The organism is Telluria sp. Soil_C_11, from assembly GCF_057657395.1.
In genome coordinates this window covers 598,835-611,423 of record NZ_JBDGIN010000002.1, presented here as the reverse complement: position 1 = coordinate 611,423, position 12,589 = coordinate 598,835, and the positions used below count along the sequence as shown (strand labels likewise).

The window sequence follows — 12,589 nt, the reverse complement described above, 5'->3', positions numbered from 1 at the left end:
AAGCCAGCGTGTAGTCACGCTGGGTTCGTTTTTCCCTGGTATCCATTGAACACTCCTCAGAAGTGTCAACTTATTCCGGGACGGGTCAGCTGCATAAAAAAAGCTCGCCGAAGCGAGCCTTTTCAAACTACGAGAGAAAGAGCTTCTCTCCAGAAAACTTCATTCCCACTCGATGGTCGCCGGCGGCTTCCCCGAAATATCATAAACAACGCGGTTGATCCCGCGCACTTCATTGATGATCCGGTTCGACACACGCCCCAGCAGGTCGTGCGGCAGGTGCGCCCACTGCGCCGTCATGAAGTCCAGGGTCTGCACCGCGCGCAGCGCCACCACGTACTCGTAGGTGCGGCCGTCGCCCATCACGCCCACCGACTTCACCGGCAGGAACACGGCGAATGCCTGCGACGTCGCCTCGTACCAGTTCACCGGCGCCTTGCCGGCATCGATGCCCGGCACCATCGGGGCCACGAACGGCGTCTTGCGCAGCTCTTCGATGAAGATCGCGTCCGCCTCGCGCAGCAGGTCGGCGAACTCGCGCTTCACTTCGCCGAGGATGCGCACGCCCAGGCCCGGGCCCGGGAACGGGTGGCGGTAGACCATGTCGTGCGGCAGGCCCAGGGCCACGCCGAGCTTCCGCACCTCATCCTTGAACAGCTCACGGAGCGGTTCCAGCAAACGAAGGTTGAGCGTCTCCGGCAGGCCGCCCACGTTGTGGTGGCTCTTGATGGTCTGGCCCTTCTTGCCCTTGCCGGCCGATTCGATCACGTCCGGGTAGATCGTGCCCTGCGCCAGCCAGCGCGCGCTGGTCAGCTGTTTGGCCTGTTCCTGGAACACTTCGACGAATTCGCGGCCGATGATCTTGCGCTTCTGCTCCGGGTCGTTCACGCCGGCCAGGTGGCCCATGAACTGGTCGGAGGCGTCGATGCGCAGCACCTTCACGCCGAGGTTTTTGGCGAACATGTCCATCACCATCTTGCCCTCGTCCTTGCGCAGCAGGCCGTGGTCGACGAACACGCAGGTCAGCTGGTCGCCGATGGCGCGGTGGATCAGGGCCGCGGCCACGCTCGAGTCGACACCGCCGGACAGGCCGAGGATGACCTCGTCGGTGCCGACCTGGGCGCGGATCTTCTCGACCGCCTCGCCGATATAGTCCGGCATGTTCCAGTCGCTCTTGCAGCCGCAGATCTCGTGCACGAAACGGCCGATGATGGCTTCGCCCTGGGTGGTGTGGGTGACTTCGGGGTGGAACTGCAGCGCGTAGAAGCGGCGCTCCTCGTCGGCCATCGCGGCGATCGGGCAGCTGTCCGTCGAGCCCATCAGCTTGAAGCCTTCCGGCATGTCCAGGACCTTGTCGCCGTGGCTCATCCAGACCTTCAGCATGCCGTGGCCTTCGTCGGTGACGAAGTCGTTGATGCCGTTCAGGAGCCTGGTATGGCCGCGGGCGCGCACCTCGGCGTAGCCGAATTCGCGGACCTTGCCGTTTTCGACCTTGCCGCCCAGCTGGGCCGCCATGGTCTGCATGCCGTAGCAGATGCCGAGCACCGGCACGCCGAGTTCGAACACGGCCTGCGGCGCGCGCGGCGAGTCGCCTTCCAGGGTCGAGTTGTGGCTGCCGGACAGGATCACGCCGGACGCGCCGTAGTTGCGGACGAATTCGTCGCCGATGTCGTAAGGGTAGACTTCGGAGAACACGCCGGCATCGCGCACGCGGCGGGCGATCAGCTGGGTAACCTGGGAACCGAAGTCGAGGATGAGGATTTTGGAATGCATAGGGTCTTCTAATGGCGAATACAAGAACGCGGCCGTCGGGCCGCGTCTGGGGGTTCTTTATTCGGTGCGGTAGTTCGGCGCTTCTTTCGTGATCTGCACGTCGTGCACGTGCGATTCGCGCATGCCGGCCGAGGTGATCTCGACGAATTCGGCTTTCGAGCGCAGTTCCTCGATGGTCGCGCAGCCGCAGTAGCCCATCGACTGGCGCACGCCGCCGACCAGCTGGTAGATGATGGCCAGCACGCTGCCCTTGTAGGCGACGCGGCCTTCGATGCCTTCCGGGACGAACTTCTCGGCCTTGCTCGAGGCTTCCTGGAAGTAGCGGTCGGCCGAGCCTTCGGCCATCGCGCCCAGCGAACCCATGCCGCGGTAGCCCTTGTAGCTGCGGCCCTGGTACAGGATCACTTCGCCCGGCGCTTCTTCGGTACCGGCGAACATCGAGCCCATCATGACGGTGTGGGCGCCGGCGGCCAGCGCCTTCGAGATGTCGCCCGAGTAGCGGATGCCGCCATCGGCGATGCAGGGAACGCCCGTGCCTTCCAGCGCTTCCGAGACGTTCGAGATCGCGGTAATCTGCGGCACGCCGACGCCGGCGACGATACGGGTGGTGCAGATCGAGCCCGGGCCGATGCCGACTTTCACGGCATCCGCGCCGGCTTCGACCAGCGCACGCGCGGCGGCCGCCGTCGCGATGTTGCCGCCGATGACGTCGACGTGCGGATAGGTGTCCTTGATCCACTTCACGCGGTCGAGGATGCCCTGCGAATGGCCGTGGGCGGTGTCGACCACCAGCACGTCCACGCCGGCCTTCACCAGCAGTTCCACGCGTTCCTTGTCCTTGTCGCCCACGCCCACTGCCGCGCCCACCAGCAGCTTGCCCTGCGCATCCTTCGATGCGTTCGGGTGCTCGTGCGACTTCAGGATGTCCTTCACGGTAATGAGGCCGCGCAGTTCGAAATCGTCGTTGACGACCAGCACGCGCTCCAGGCGGTGCTTGTTCATCAGGCGCTTCGCTTCCTCGGTGCCTGCGTCTTCCTTCACATAGACGAGCTTTTCGCGCGGGGTCATCTTGCTGCGCACTTCCGCTTCCAGGTCTTCCTCGAAGCGCAGGTCGCGGTTGGTGATGATGCCGACCACCTGCTTGCCTTCCACCACCGGGAAGCCGCTGAAGCCATGCTGGTGCTGCAGGGCGATCACGTCGCGGATCTTCATCGTCGGCGGGACCGTGATCGGGTCGCGCAGCACGCCGGCCTCGAAGCGCTTGACGCGCGCCACTTCGCGAGCCTGGTCGGCGGGACGCAGGTTCTTGTGGATGATGCCGATACCGCCTTCCTGCGCCATCGCGATCGCGAGGCGGGCTTCGGTCACGGTGTCCATCGCGGCCGACAGCAGCGGAATGTTCAGCGAGATATTCCGGGTCAGTTTGGTACGCAGGGACGTGTTGGCCGGGAGGATGTTGGAGTAGGCCGGGACGAGCAGCACATCATCGAACGTGAGTGCTTTCTGAAGAAGACGCATAGTTTTATTTCCTATAGGCGCAAAAGCGAATTATACAGAAACTCCCGTAAAACTTCTTCAGGTGGCCAAAAAAAGGCCGAAATGGCCTCGAAACCCATCCGTTCGGAGAAAAACGACGGCGATTGACAGCGCCGCGGAATCATGGCGAAATCCCTCAGGTGATAACGCAAGGAAACTTTCAGATGACGACCCCGATCCGACGATGGCTGCGCCCGCTGTGCGCCTGCGCCCTGGCCCTGACCTCCCTGCTGGCGCACGCCCAGTACAGCTGGATCGACGATCATGGCGTGCGGGTCTTTTCCGACCGCCCGCCTCCGCCGGGCACGCCGCCGGGCCGGATCCTGAAGACGCCGCGTGGACTGGCGCCTGCGGCGGAACCGGCAAGCGCCGCCGCACCCGCCGCGTCGGCCACGCCTGCGCCGGCGCCGGACTGGAAAGTGCGCGAAGCCGAGTTCCGCGAGCGCAGCGCCAGGCGCGACAAGGAAGAGCGCGAGCTGGAGGCGCAGCGCAGGAAGGACCGCGATGCCGAATGCAGCTGGGCGCGCGGCGCGCAGAGGGAATTGACGATTGCGCGCCGGCTCGAGTGGAAGAACAGCAAGGGCGAGCCGGAGCTGATGTCGGATGCGGACCGGGCGCGCGAGCTGGAAAAGGTGCAGCGGATTTTGCCGGGTTGCAGCTGACGTCCGGCGTGGGCACGTGGTGCCCACCCTACCTTCAGGCGCCGCAACCGGTGCTCATTGTGCCGATTGCTTCCTGGCCGCGCGCTTGCGCCGCGAATCCTTCGGATCGGCCACCAGCGGTCGGTAGAGTTCGATACGGTCGCGCTCGCGCAGCACCGTGTCCAGCGTCTTCTTCTTGCCGTAGATGCCCACCGGCTGGGTCACCAGGTTGATCTCCGGGAAGCGCGCCAGCACGCCGCTGCCTTCGATCGCCTGGCCGATGGTGGTGCCCGGCGCGACGCGCATCGGATGGATGAATTCATCCTTCGGCGTGGCGTACACCACGTAGACCTGCAGCGCTTCAGCCTCAGACGCCATACACCTGCTCGGCACGTTTGCAGAAGGAATCCACCATGGTGTTGGCGATCATGCCGAACACCGGCCCGACGATCTGCTCCAGGATCACGCTGGAGAACTCGTACTGCATGTCGAAGTCGATCTTGCAGGCGTCGGCACGCAGCGACTTGAACGACCAGGTGGCTTCCAGCATCTTGAAGGGGCCGTCGACCAGGTGCATCTTCATCTGGGTCGGGCGCTGGTTGTGGTTGGCGGTGGTAAAGCTCTGCTTCACGCCATGGAAATTAATCTGCAGCGAGGCGGTCAGATTGTCATCCGTCCGCTCGAGCACCTTGACCCCACTGCACCAGGGGAGGAATTTTGGATAATCTTCGACTTTCGCCACCAGGTCGAACATTTGCTCAGAGCTATAGCCCAAGAAAACTGATTTGTGCACTACTGCCATTTGTCAGCCGTTTGTTATGATGTTGGTCTTGTGTCACTTTGCGACAACCGTAGTTTAACCGACGCGCGCATTTTAGCTATTTCATGAGTATTATTGATAATAAGAAAGCCTTTTTCGATTACTTCATCGAGGACCGCTACGAGGCCGGCCTGGTACTGCAAGGCTGGGAGATCAAGGCGATCCGCGAGGGCCGCGTCCAGATCAAGGAAGCCTACGTTGTCGTGCGCAATGGCGAACTGTTCCTGTTCGGCGCCCATATCAGCGCCCTGACCGCCACTTCGGCCTGGAGCCACCCCGAAGCCCTGCGCACCCGCAAGCTGCTGCTGCACAAGGCTGAGATCGACAAGCTGATCGGCAAGGTCGAGCGTTCCGGCTACACGCTGGTGCCGCTCAACCTTCACTTCAAGGGCGGCCGCGTGAAATGCGAAGTCGGCCTGGCGAAGGGCAAGAAGCAGCACGACAAGCGCGACACCGAGAAAGACCGCGACGCCAAGCGCGAGGTCGACAAGGCGATGAAGCAGCACCGCCGCTGAGTCCGCTCCCTCGTTTCCATCCACGACGCCTGCCCCTGCCAGGGGCCAGGCGGCGAACGCGGCCGTGCCAAGGTTCCAACTTTTTGTAGCCATGGGCCGCGTGAATACACTACACTGACCATTCACCGTTCGACGCCGCCGCGCATGCAAGACTCCGCCAACGCCCCCAGCACGCCTCCCACCGAACCCGGCATCGTGCCGAGCACGATCCTGTTCCCGGTAGTCGGGATCGGCGCGTCAGCCGGAGGATTGCCGGCCCTGCTGCGGTTTTTCGAGAACATGCCGCGGCACACCGGCATGGCCTTCGTGGTCATCCTGCACCTGTCGCCCAAGCACAAGAGCTCGGCGGACCACGTCCTGCAGCGCGCCACGCGCATGCCCGTGATCCAGGTCGTCGAACCGGTCGAGATCCGTCCCGACCACGTGTACGTGATCCCGCCCAACCGCCACCTGACGATGGCCGACAGCGTTCTCGGCCTGACCGAACTGGAACGTCCGCGCGGCAGGCACGTCGCGATCGACATCTTCTTCCGCACCCTGGCCGAGGTCCACCGCGAGCGCGCGGTGGCGGTCGTAATGTCGGGCACCGGCGCCGATGGCGCGGTCGGCGTCACGCGGATCAAGGAACAGGGCGGCGTCACCCTGGTGCAGTCGCCGGCCGACGCCGAGCACGAGGGCATGCCGGAGGCGGCCATCCGCACCGGCGCCGTCGACTTCGTGCTGCCCGTGGTCGACATGCCGCAGAAGCTGATCGAACTGTGGGAGAACGCCCGCACGATCGAGATGCCGGCGGTCGGCGATGGCGAGGACCAGATCGCACATACGGTGCGCGCGGAAGCGGCGGAACAGGCCGAGGAAGCGCTGCAGCGCGTGATCTCGCTGCTGTTCAACCGCACCGGCCACGACTTCAAGCAGTACAAGCGCGCCACCGTGCTGCGCCGCATCGAGCGGCGCATGCAGGTGCGCAGCGTGCACACGCTGCCCGAATACCGCGCCCTGCTCGAGGGCGACGCGCGCGAGTGCAATGCGCTGCTGGACGACATGCTGATCGGCGTCACCAACTTCTTCCGCGACCGCGAAGCCTTCGAAGCCCTCGAGCGCGATATCGTTCCCGAGCTGTTCAGGGACAAGGGACCGGGCGACGAGGTGCGGGTCTGGGTCGCCGCCTGCTCCACCGGCGAGGAAGCGTACTCGCTGGCGATCCTGCTGGCCGACCACGCCGCCGACATGGCCCAGCCGCCGCCGTTCCAGGTGTTCGCCTCCGACATCGACAACGGCGCCATCGCGCAGGCCAGGGCCGGCAACTACCCGGCCTCGATCATCACCGACGTCGCCCCGGTGCGCCTGCGCCGCCACTTCACCAAGGACGACGACCGCTACCACATCCGCAAGGGCATCCGCGACCGCATCCTGTTCGCCGCCCACAACGTGCTGCGCGACCCGCCGTTCTCGCGGCTCGACCTGGTGTCCTGCCGCAACCTGCTGATCTACCTGAACCGCGAGGTCCAGGCCCGCGTGCTCGAGATGTTCCACTTCGCGCTCAAGCCGGGCGGCTTCCTGTTCCTGGGCAGCTCCGAATCGGCCGAGTCGGTGGCGGATTACTTCATCCCGGTCGACAAGAAGAACCGCATCTACCGCGCGCGCCAGACCTCGCGCTCCGCCAGCTCCAGCGCCCAGCTGCAGGGCCACGTCAGCCGGATCCCGGAATCGATCCAGCGTCCGCCGGCGCGGCGCCAGTTCTCGTACGCCGAGGTGCACCAGCGCGCGCTGGCGCAGCTGGCGCCGCCCTCGCTGGTGCTGGACCGCGATGCCAACATCGTCCACATGTCGCAGCAGGCCGGGCAGTTCCTGCGGATGGGCGGCGGCGAGCCTTCGCGCAACGTGCTGGCGCTGGTGCTGCCGGAACTGCGCCTGGAGCTGCGCAGCGCCCTGTACCAGGTCCAGCATGGCCACCCCGGCGTCGAATGCCGCCATATCCCGGTGCAGCTGCACGAGCGCGCCACGATGATCGGCATGAAGGTGGGCGCTTTCCACGACGACGACAGTGCCGAAGACTTCGTCCTGGTGGTGTTCGACGAAGTGCCGCCCCACGTCGAGCCGGCGCCGCTGGGCGCGGCGCGCGACGACATGGTGCTGAACCAGCTCGAGGCCGAGCTGCAGCGCACCAAGGAGCAGCTGCAGGAGACCATCGAGCATTCCGAAATCTCGACCGAAGAGCTGCGCGCCTCGAACGAGGAGCTGCAGGCGATCAACGAAGAGCTGCGCTCGGCCACCGAGGAGCTCGAGACCAGCAAGGAAGAGCTGCAGTCGGTGAACGAGGAACTCATCACCGTCAACTACGAGCTCAAGGTGAAGGTCGAGGAGACCGGCAAGGCCAACGACGACCTGAACAACCTGATCGCCTCGACCGACATCGCCACGATCTTCGTCGACAGCATGCTGCGCATCAAGCGCTTCACGCCGCGCGCGACCGACATCTTCAGCATCATCGCGTCCGACCTCGGGCGTTCGCTGCTGGACCTGACCCACCGCCTCGACTACGACGAGCTGGCCGACGACGTCAACTCCACCTTCGACACCCTGCGTCCGGTCGAGCGCGAAGTGCGCAGCGACGACGGCCGCTGGTACATCGTGCGCCTGCTCCCCTACCGCACCACCCAGGACCGGATCGAGGGCGCGGTGATGACCTTCTTCGACATCACGGAACGGCGCCAGGCCGAGGAGCTGGCGAGCGCCAGCGAAGCGCGCATGCGGATGGTGGCGGAAAGCGCCAACGACTACGCCATCATCACCATGGACGCCGAGGGCCGCGCCACCAGCTGGAACAAGGGCGCCGAGCAGATGTTCGGCTATGCCGAGAGCGAGATGCTGGGCCGCACGCTGGAACGCCTGTTTACGCTGGAGGACCTGGACGCCGGTGCGCCCGAGCAGGAGATGCGCCGCGCGCGCGAGGACGGCCGTTCCGAGGACGAGCGCTGGCACCTGCGCAAGGACGGCAGCCGGTTCTACGCCAGCGGCGTCACCAGCCCGCTGGGCCCGCAGGCGGAATACGGCTACGCCAAGATCGCGCGCGACGAGACCGAACGCATGCGCCAGGCCACCGAACGCGACGAAGCCTTCAACATCGAGCACCAGGAACGCGCCGGCGCCGAACATGCCGCCGCGATGAAGGACCAGTTCCTGGCCATCATGTCGCACGAGCTGCGCCAGCCGCTCAACATGATCAGCATTAACGCCGAGCTGCTGTCGCACATGGGCGAGGTGCGCGGCTCCTCGACCGCGCTGCGCTGCACGGAAGCGATCCGCACCTCGGTGCTCAGCCAGGCCAAGATCATCGAAGACCTGCTCGACATGTCGCGCGTGCGCACCGGGAAGCTGGCGCTGTCGGTGGCGCCGCTCGACGCCGGCAAGCTGGTCGGCGCGATCGTCGACGTCGCCCGCGCCGACCCGTCCGCGCGCGGGCTCGAGATCACGGCCAGCGGCCTCGATGCCGGCCTGGCGGTGATGGCGGACGCGGTGCGCTTCGAGCAGATCGTCATGAACCTGCTCAGCAACGCGGTCAAGTTCACGCCCGAGGGCGGCCGCATCGACGTCAGGCTCGGCGCCGAACATGGCGCCATGCGGCTCGACGTGCTGGACACCGGCCAGGGCATCGCGCAAGCCAGCCTGTCGAAGGTGTTCGAGATGTTCGGCCAGCCGAATTCCGTCACCACCCGCGCCAAGGGCGGCCTCGGCATCGGCCTGGCGCTGGTGCGCGAACTGGTGCACCTGCACGGCGGCCGTATCGAGGTGCGCTCGGACGGCATCGGCAAGGGCGCCTGCTTCTCGGTCTGGCTGCCGCTGCTGGAACGGGAGCGCGGCGAAGCCGGCGGCGTGCCGGGCGACGTTCGGCGCGACATCGGCGGCCTGCGCATCCTGCTGGTCGACGACGTCGAGGACGCGGTGCTGGTCATGAAATCGCTGCTCGACATGCACGGCGCGCGGGTACTGGTCGCGACCGGCGCCCGGCAGGCGCTGGAGATCCTGGCCCGCGAAGAAGTCGACCTGCTGGTGTCGGACATCTCGATGCCCGAGATGGACGGCTATGCGCTGCTGCGCGAAGTGCGCCGCCTGCCGCGCCACGCCGACCTGCCGGCGGTGGCCGTCACCGGATTGGCGCGCGAGCAGGACATCGCGATGGCGCGCGAGGCCGGGTTCGCGGCCCACCTCGGCAAGCCGCTGTCGGTCGACCGGCTGCTGGCCATCATTCCCGGCCTGCTGCGCCGGCGCCAGGCGGCCGGGTAGTCAGGGACGCGCCGGGGCGCGCAGTTCCTCGGCATACGGCGGCACGTTGCCGGCGATCCGCGCGAACTCCTCGTCGCTCAGCGGCAGCTTGCGGAACGCTTCCCAGGACGCGCGCGGGCGCAGGTTGCCGCCCTGGGCCGAGTCGGTCCCGTACAGCACCCTGTCTACCCCGACCTGGCGGATGGTGTCCGCCACCAGCTTCGCCAGCTCCGGCCTGATGTCGCGGTCGACGATCGATGCGACGTCGAACCAGAGTTGACGGGTACGCGGATCGCGCCGCGCCACGCTGCGCGCCAGCTCGGCCATCGCCTCGCGCGCCGGCGGATCTTCGTAGCCCGGACCGGTGCCGGCGAAGTGCGCCACCTGCACCGTCACGTCGGGCGCGGCCGGCAATACCTGTTCCACGAAGATCCTGGCCTGGCGCGCGCCGTACGGCCGGCCCTTGCTGATGCTGGCGCGCATGTGCACGACGATCGCCATCTTCGCCGCGTTGGCAGCGGCGAACACCTCGCGCAGGCGCGCCACGTGGGCAGGATCGTCGAGCTGCACGTCCGAATTCCCGAAATGGAGCTTGATCCCGCGTGCCATGCCCGGTTTTGCGGCGCAGCGCGCGAGCTCCTCGAGCGCGTAATCCTTCAGCGGATTGAAGCTGCAGAAGGCCACCAGCCGGTCCGGGTAGCGCGCGGCCTGGGCCGCGGTCCAGTCGTTCTCGGCGCGCACCTTGCCGGGTTCGTCCTCGATGTGGCGCCCCGGCTTCCCATACATATACGCGAGCGACAGCAGGGTCGCCTTGCGGATGCCGGCGGCGTCGAGCAGCGCGATCACGTCTTTCGCGTCGAGCGGCTGCAGGCCGGACTGCGGGCCGGCGAGCGCGATGTCCTGGGCGCTGAACACGTGCTGGTGCCAGTCGCCGATGGGCGCCGGCACCTCGGCCCGGACAGCGCCAGCCAGCATGAAGGCGGTGAGGACGAGGCTGCGGGCAAGCGTGCGCATGGCGGTCTCCGGGAAGAAAATCCCAGTCTACCGGCAGCGCCGGCGCCCGCAAACCATTTTTGGATATGCATGCGGCCGCGCGCCGCGGTGGATCAGGCGGCCGCCGCCCTGCCCCGCGCCGCCACGCCCGCCAGGCGCACCGCCGCATAGCTGCCGGCCAGGCCGACCGTGACGCCGCAGGCCAGCTTGAAGGCACTGCCGAACAGCAGCGGTGCTGCCAGGCCCGAGACCAGGGCGAAGGCCATCATCTGGATGAAGGCCAGCATCGAGGACGCCAGCCCGCGGTTGTCGGGGAACAGGCCGAGGGCGCCGACCTGGATCGCCGGCATCGCCACCGCCAGGCCGAAGGTGTAGACCATCAGCGGCAGCACGGCCCAGGGCACGGCGACGGCATCCCCGGCCCAGGCGGTGTAGCCGACGTTCAGCACGCAGGCCAGCAGCATCAGGCCGAAGCCGATCGCGCGCATCGTGGGAGGCAGCAGGCTGCCGGCGCGCTTGCCGCCCCAGGCCGAGCCGATCACCATGCCGCTGATCAGCGGGATGAACATCCAAGCGAAGGCGGTCTCCGGCAGGTGCAGGATCTCCATCACGAAATTGGCCGCCGAACCGATGTACAGCGACAGCCCGCCGAAGGCCAGGCCGACCGACAGCGACAGCAGCAGGAACTGGGGATGGCCCAGCACCTTCAGGTAGTTGCGCGCGATGGCGACACCGTGGAAGGCGTGGCGCTTCCCGGGCGGCAGGCTCTCCGGCAGCAGGCGCCAGCACAGCAGCAGCATCAGCGCGCCGAACAGGGCCAGGAACACGAAGGTGGCGCGCCAGCCGAAGGTCACGTGCAGCCAGCCTCCCAGCACGGGCGCGATGGCCGGGGCCAGGCCGAACACCATCATGATATGGGACATCATCTTCTGCGCCTGCGCACCGCTGAAGCGGTCCTGCACGATGGCCTGGCCGATCACGGAGCCGGCGCCGGCCGACAGGCCCTGCATCGCGCGGAAGGCCAGCAGCCAGCCGAAGCTGGGCGCGAGCGCGGCGCCGATCGAGCCAAGGGTGTAGAGGACCAGCGCCACCATGATCACCGGCCGGCGGCCGAAGGAATCCGACAGGGTCCCGTAGAACAGCATCATGAAGGCGAACGTGAACAGGAACACGCTCAGGGTCTGCTGCACCGCGACCGGGCCGACCTCGAAGGCGCGGCCGATCGCGGGAATGGAGGGAAGATAGGTATCGATCGCCAGCGCGCCCACCATACCCAGGCAAGCCAGGATCACCGTCAACATTCTTTGCATCTGCATCGCCTTCCGTGAATCGAAAGGCGAGATTGTACGGCCTTTCAGTTCGGCCTATACAGGGACATCCCGAAACGCTCGGTGCGCGGCATCCAGTTGCCCTGGTAGTCGGCCGACACCAGCACCCGTTCGGCGCGGCCGATCAGGAGCTTGCGCGGCACCAGGCCGATCATGCGCGAGTCGGCGCTGTTGTCGCGGTTATCGCCCAGCATCAGGTATTCGCCCTGCGGGATCCGCAGCGGACCGAAGGTGCGCGGCGCGGCCACGTCCGGCAGCACCTGGATGTGGCGGCGCCCGCCCTTGCCGCCTTCGATCGATTCGGACAGCTGCAGCGCGCGCAGGGTCGCGCCCTGGATCGAGTCCAGCGATTCCGCCACCATGTCGTAGTCCGCGCCCTTGCCGTTGATGTAGAGGCGCTCGTTGCGCATCTCGACGGTGTCGCCGGGCAGCGCCACCAGGCGCTTGATGAGCAGCGTGCCGTCCTTCGGCGAGCGGAAGGTGACGATGTCGCCGCGCGCCGGCTCGCCCATGCGCGCCAGCACCACGTCGGTGAGCGGCACCTTCAGGTCGAAGGCCATGCGGTTGACCAGCACCACGTCGCCTTCCAGCAGGTTCGGGTGCATCGAGGCCGACGGGATCGGGTTCCAGTCCGCCACCGCCGTGCGGAACACGCCGAACAGGAGCAGGAAGGCCAGGAAGCCTTTGTTGTTGCGCATGAAGTTCTTCACGGGGGACTCCTCG

At 66.6% G+C, this 12,589-nt stretch carries 10 protein-coding genes; 3 read left to right on the top strand and 7 right to left on the bottom strand.

What is annotated here, in order from left to right:
* Positions 1-159: 159 nt before the first annotated feature.
* Both guaA and guaB read right to left on the bottom strand, forming a co-directional pair.
* The gene (gene guaA / locus AC3A6M_RS05585; protein ID WP_487851729.1) at positions 160-1,770 is read right to left on the bottom strand and encodes a glutamine-hydrolyzing GMP synthase; all 1,611 of its coding nucleotides are present in this window, start codon (positions 1,768-1,770) and stop codon (positions 160-162) included.
* 57 nt (positions 1,771-1,827) lie between these two features.
* The gene (gene guaB / locus AC3A6M_RS05580; protein WP_487851728.1) at positions 1,828-3,288 is read right to left on the bottom strand and encodes an IMP dehydrogenase; all 1,461 of its coding nucleotides are present in this window, start codon (positions 3,286-3,288) and stop codon (positions 1,828-1,830) included.
* A gap of 182 nt (positions 3,289-3,470) precedes the next feature.
* Between guaB and AC3A6M_RS05575 the strand changes: the two genes are divergently transcribed.
* Entirely contained in the window at positions 3,471-3,968 is a 498-nt protein-coding gene (locus AC3A6M_RS05575; RefSeq protein WP_487851727.1) for a DUF4124 domain-containing protein, read from the top strand.
* A 54-nt stretch (positions 3,969-4,022) separates the two neighbouring features.
* Here the strand turns inward: AC3A6M_RS05575 and AC3A6M_RS05570 are convergent, their stop codons facing one another.
* Together AC3A6M_RS05570 and AC3A6M_RS05565 are read right to left on the bottom strand one after the other, a co-directional pair.
* Positions 4,023-4,325: an RnfH family protein gene (locus tag AC3A6M_RS05570; protein ID WP_487851726.1), complete on the bottom strand. Its 303-nt coding sequence runs from the start codon at positions 4,323-4,325 to the stop codon at positions 4,023-4,025.
* Positions 4,315-4,749, bottom strand: a complete 435-nt coding sequence (locus tag AC3A6M_RS05565; RefSeq protein WP_487851725.1) for a type II toxin-antitoxin system RatA family toxin — start codon at positions 4,747-4,749, stop codon at positions 4,315-4,317. The genes AC3A6M_RS05570 and AC3A6M_RS05565 overlap by 11 nt, the downstream gene beginning before the upstream one ends.
* A gap of 83 nt (positions 4,750-4,832) precedes the next feature.
* On the opposite strand from AC3A6M_RS05565, the gene smpB reads away from it, so the two are divergent.
* Entirely contained in the window at positions 4,833-5,282 is a 450-nt protein-coding gene (smpB, locus tag AC3A6M_RS05560; RefSeq protein WP_487851724.1) for an SsrA-binding protein SmpB, read from the top strand.
* A 144-nt stretch (positions 5,283-5,426) separates the two neighbouring features.
* On the top strand, positions 5,427-9,566 hold the full coding sequence (locus AC3A6M_RS05555) for a CheR family methyltransferase (RefSeq protein ID WP_487851723.1): 4,140 nt from the start codon (positions 5,427-5,429) through the stop codon (positions 9,564-9,566).
* Here the strand turns inward: AC3A6M_RS05555 and AC3A6M_RS05550 are convergent, their stop codons facing one another.
* From AC3A6M_RS05550 to lepB, 3 genes are all read right to left on the bottom strand, one after another.
* Positions 9,567-10,559 (bottom strand): amidohydrolase family protein, encoded by a 993-nt coding sequence (locus tag AC3A6M_RS05550; RefSeq protein ID WP_487851722.1) that lies wholly within the window; start codon positions 10,557-10,559, stop codon positions 9,567-9,569.
* 92 nt (positions 10,560-10,651) lie between these two features.
* Positions 10,652-11,848 carry a multidrug effflux MFS transporter gene (locus AC3A6M_RS05545; RefSeq protein WP_487851721.1) on the bottom strand — a complete coding sequence of 399 codons (1,197 nt, stop codon included), beginning with the start codon at positions 11,846-11,848 and terminating at the stop codon, positions 10,652-10,654.
* 44 nt (positions 11,849-11,892) lie between these two features.
* Positions 11,893-12,564: a signal peptidase I gene (lepB, locus tag AC3A6M_RS05540; RefSeq protein ID WP_487851720.1), complete on the bottom strand. Its 672-nt coding sequence runs from the start codon at positions 12,562-12,564 to the stop codon at positions 11,893-11,895.
* Positions 12,565-12,589 lie beyond the last annotated feature (25 nt).

What these genes read in the sequence shown, in the direction of transcription:
- guaA (WP_487851729.1), bottom strand. Translation starts at nt 1,770, where the DNA reads ATGCATTCCAAAATCCTCATCCTCGACTTCGGTTCCCAGGTTACCCAG.
- guaB (WP_487851728.1), bottom strand. Translation starts at nt 3,288, where the DNA reads ATGCGTCTTCTTCAGAAAGCACTCACGTTCGATGATGTGCTGCTCGTC.
- AC3A6M_RS05575 (WP_487851727.1), top strand. Translation starts at nt 3,471, where the DNA reads ATGACGACCCCGATCCGACGATGGCTGCGCCCGCTGTGCGCCTGCGCC.
- AC3A6M_RS05570 (WP_487851726.1), bottom strand. Translation starts at nt 4,325, where the DNA reads ATGGCGTCTGAGGCTGAAGCGCTGCAGGTCTACGTGGTGTACGCCACG.
- AC3A6M_RS05565 (WP_487851725.1), bottom strand. Translation starts at nt 4,749, where the DNA reads ATGGCAGTAGTGCACAAATCAGTTTTCTTGGGCTATAGCTCTGAGCAA.
- smpB (WP_487851724.1), top strand. Translation starts at nt 4,833, where the DNA reads ATGAGTATTATTGATAATAAGAAAGCCTTTTTCGATTACTTCATCGAG.
- AC3A6M_RS05555 (WP_487851723.1), top strand. Translation starts at nt 5,427, where the DNA reads ATGCAAGACTCCGCCAACGCCCCCAGCACGCCTCCCACCGAACCCGGC.
- AC3A6M_RS05550 (WP_487851722.1), bottom strand. Translation starts at nt 10,559, where the DNA reads ATGCGCACGCTTGCCCGCAGCCTCGTCCTCACCGCCTTCATGCTGGCT.
- AC3A6M_RS05545 (WP_487851721.1), bottom strand. Translation starts at nt 11,848, where the DNA reads ATGCAAAGAATGTTGACGGTGATCCTGGCTTGCCTGGGTATGGTGGGC.
- lepB (WP_487851720.1), bottom strand. Translation starts at nt 12,564, where the DNA reads ATGCGCAACAACAAAGGCTTCCTGGCCTTCCTGCTCCTGTTCGGCGTG.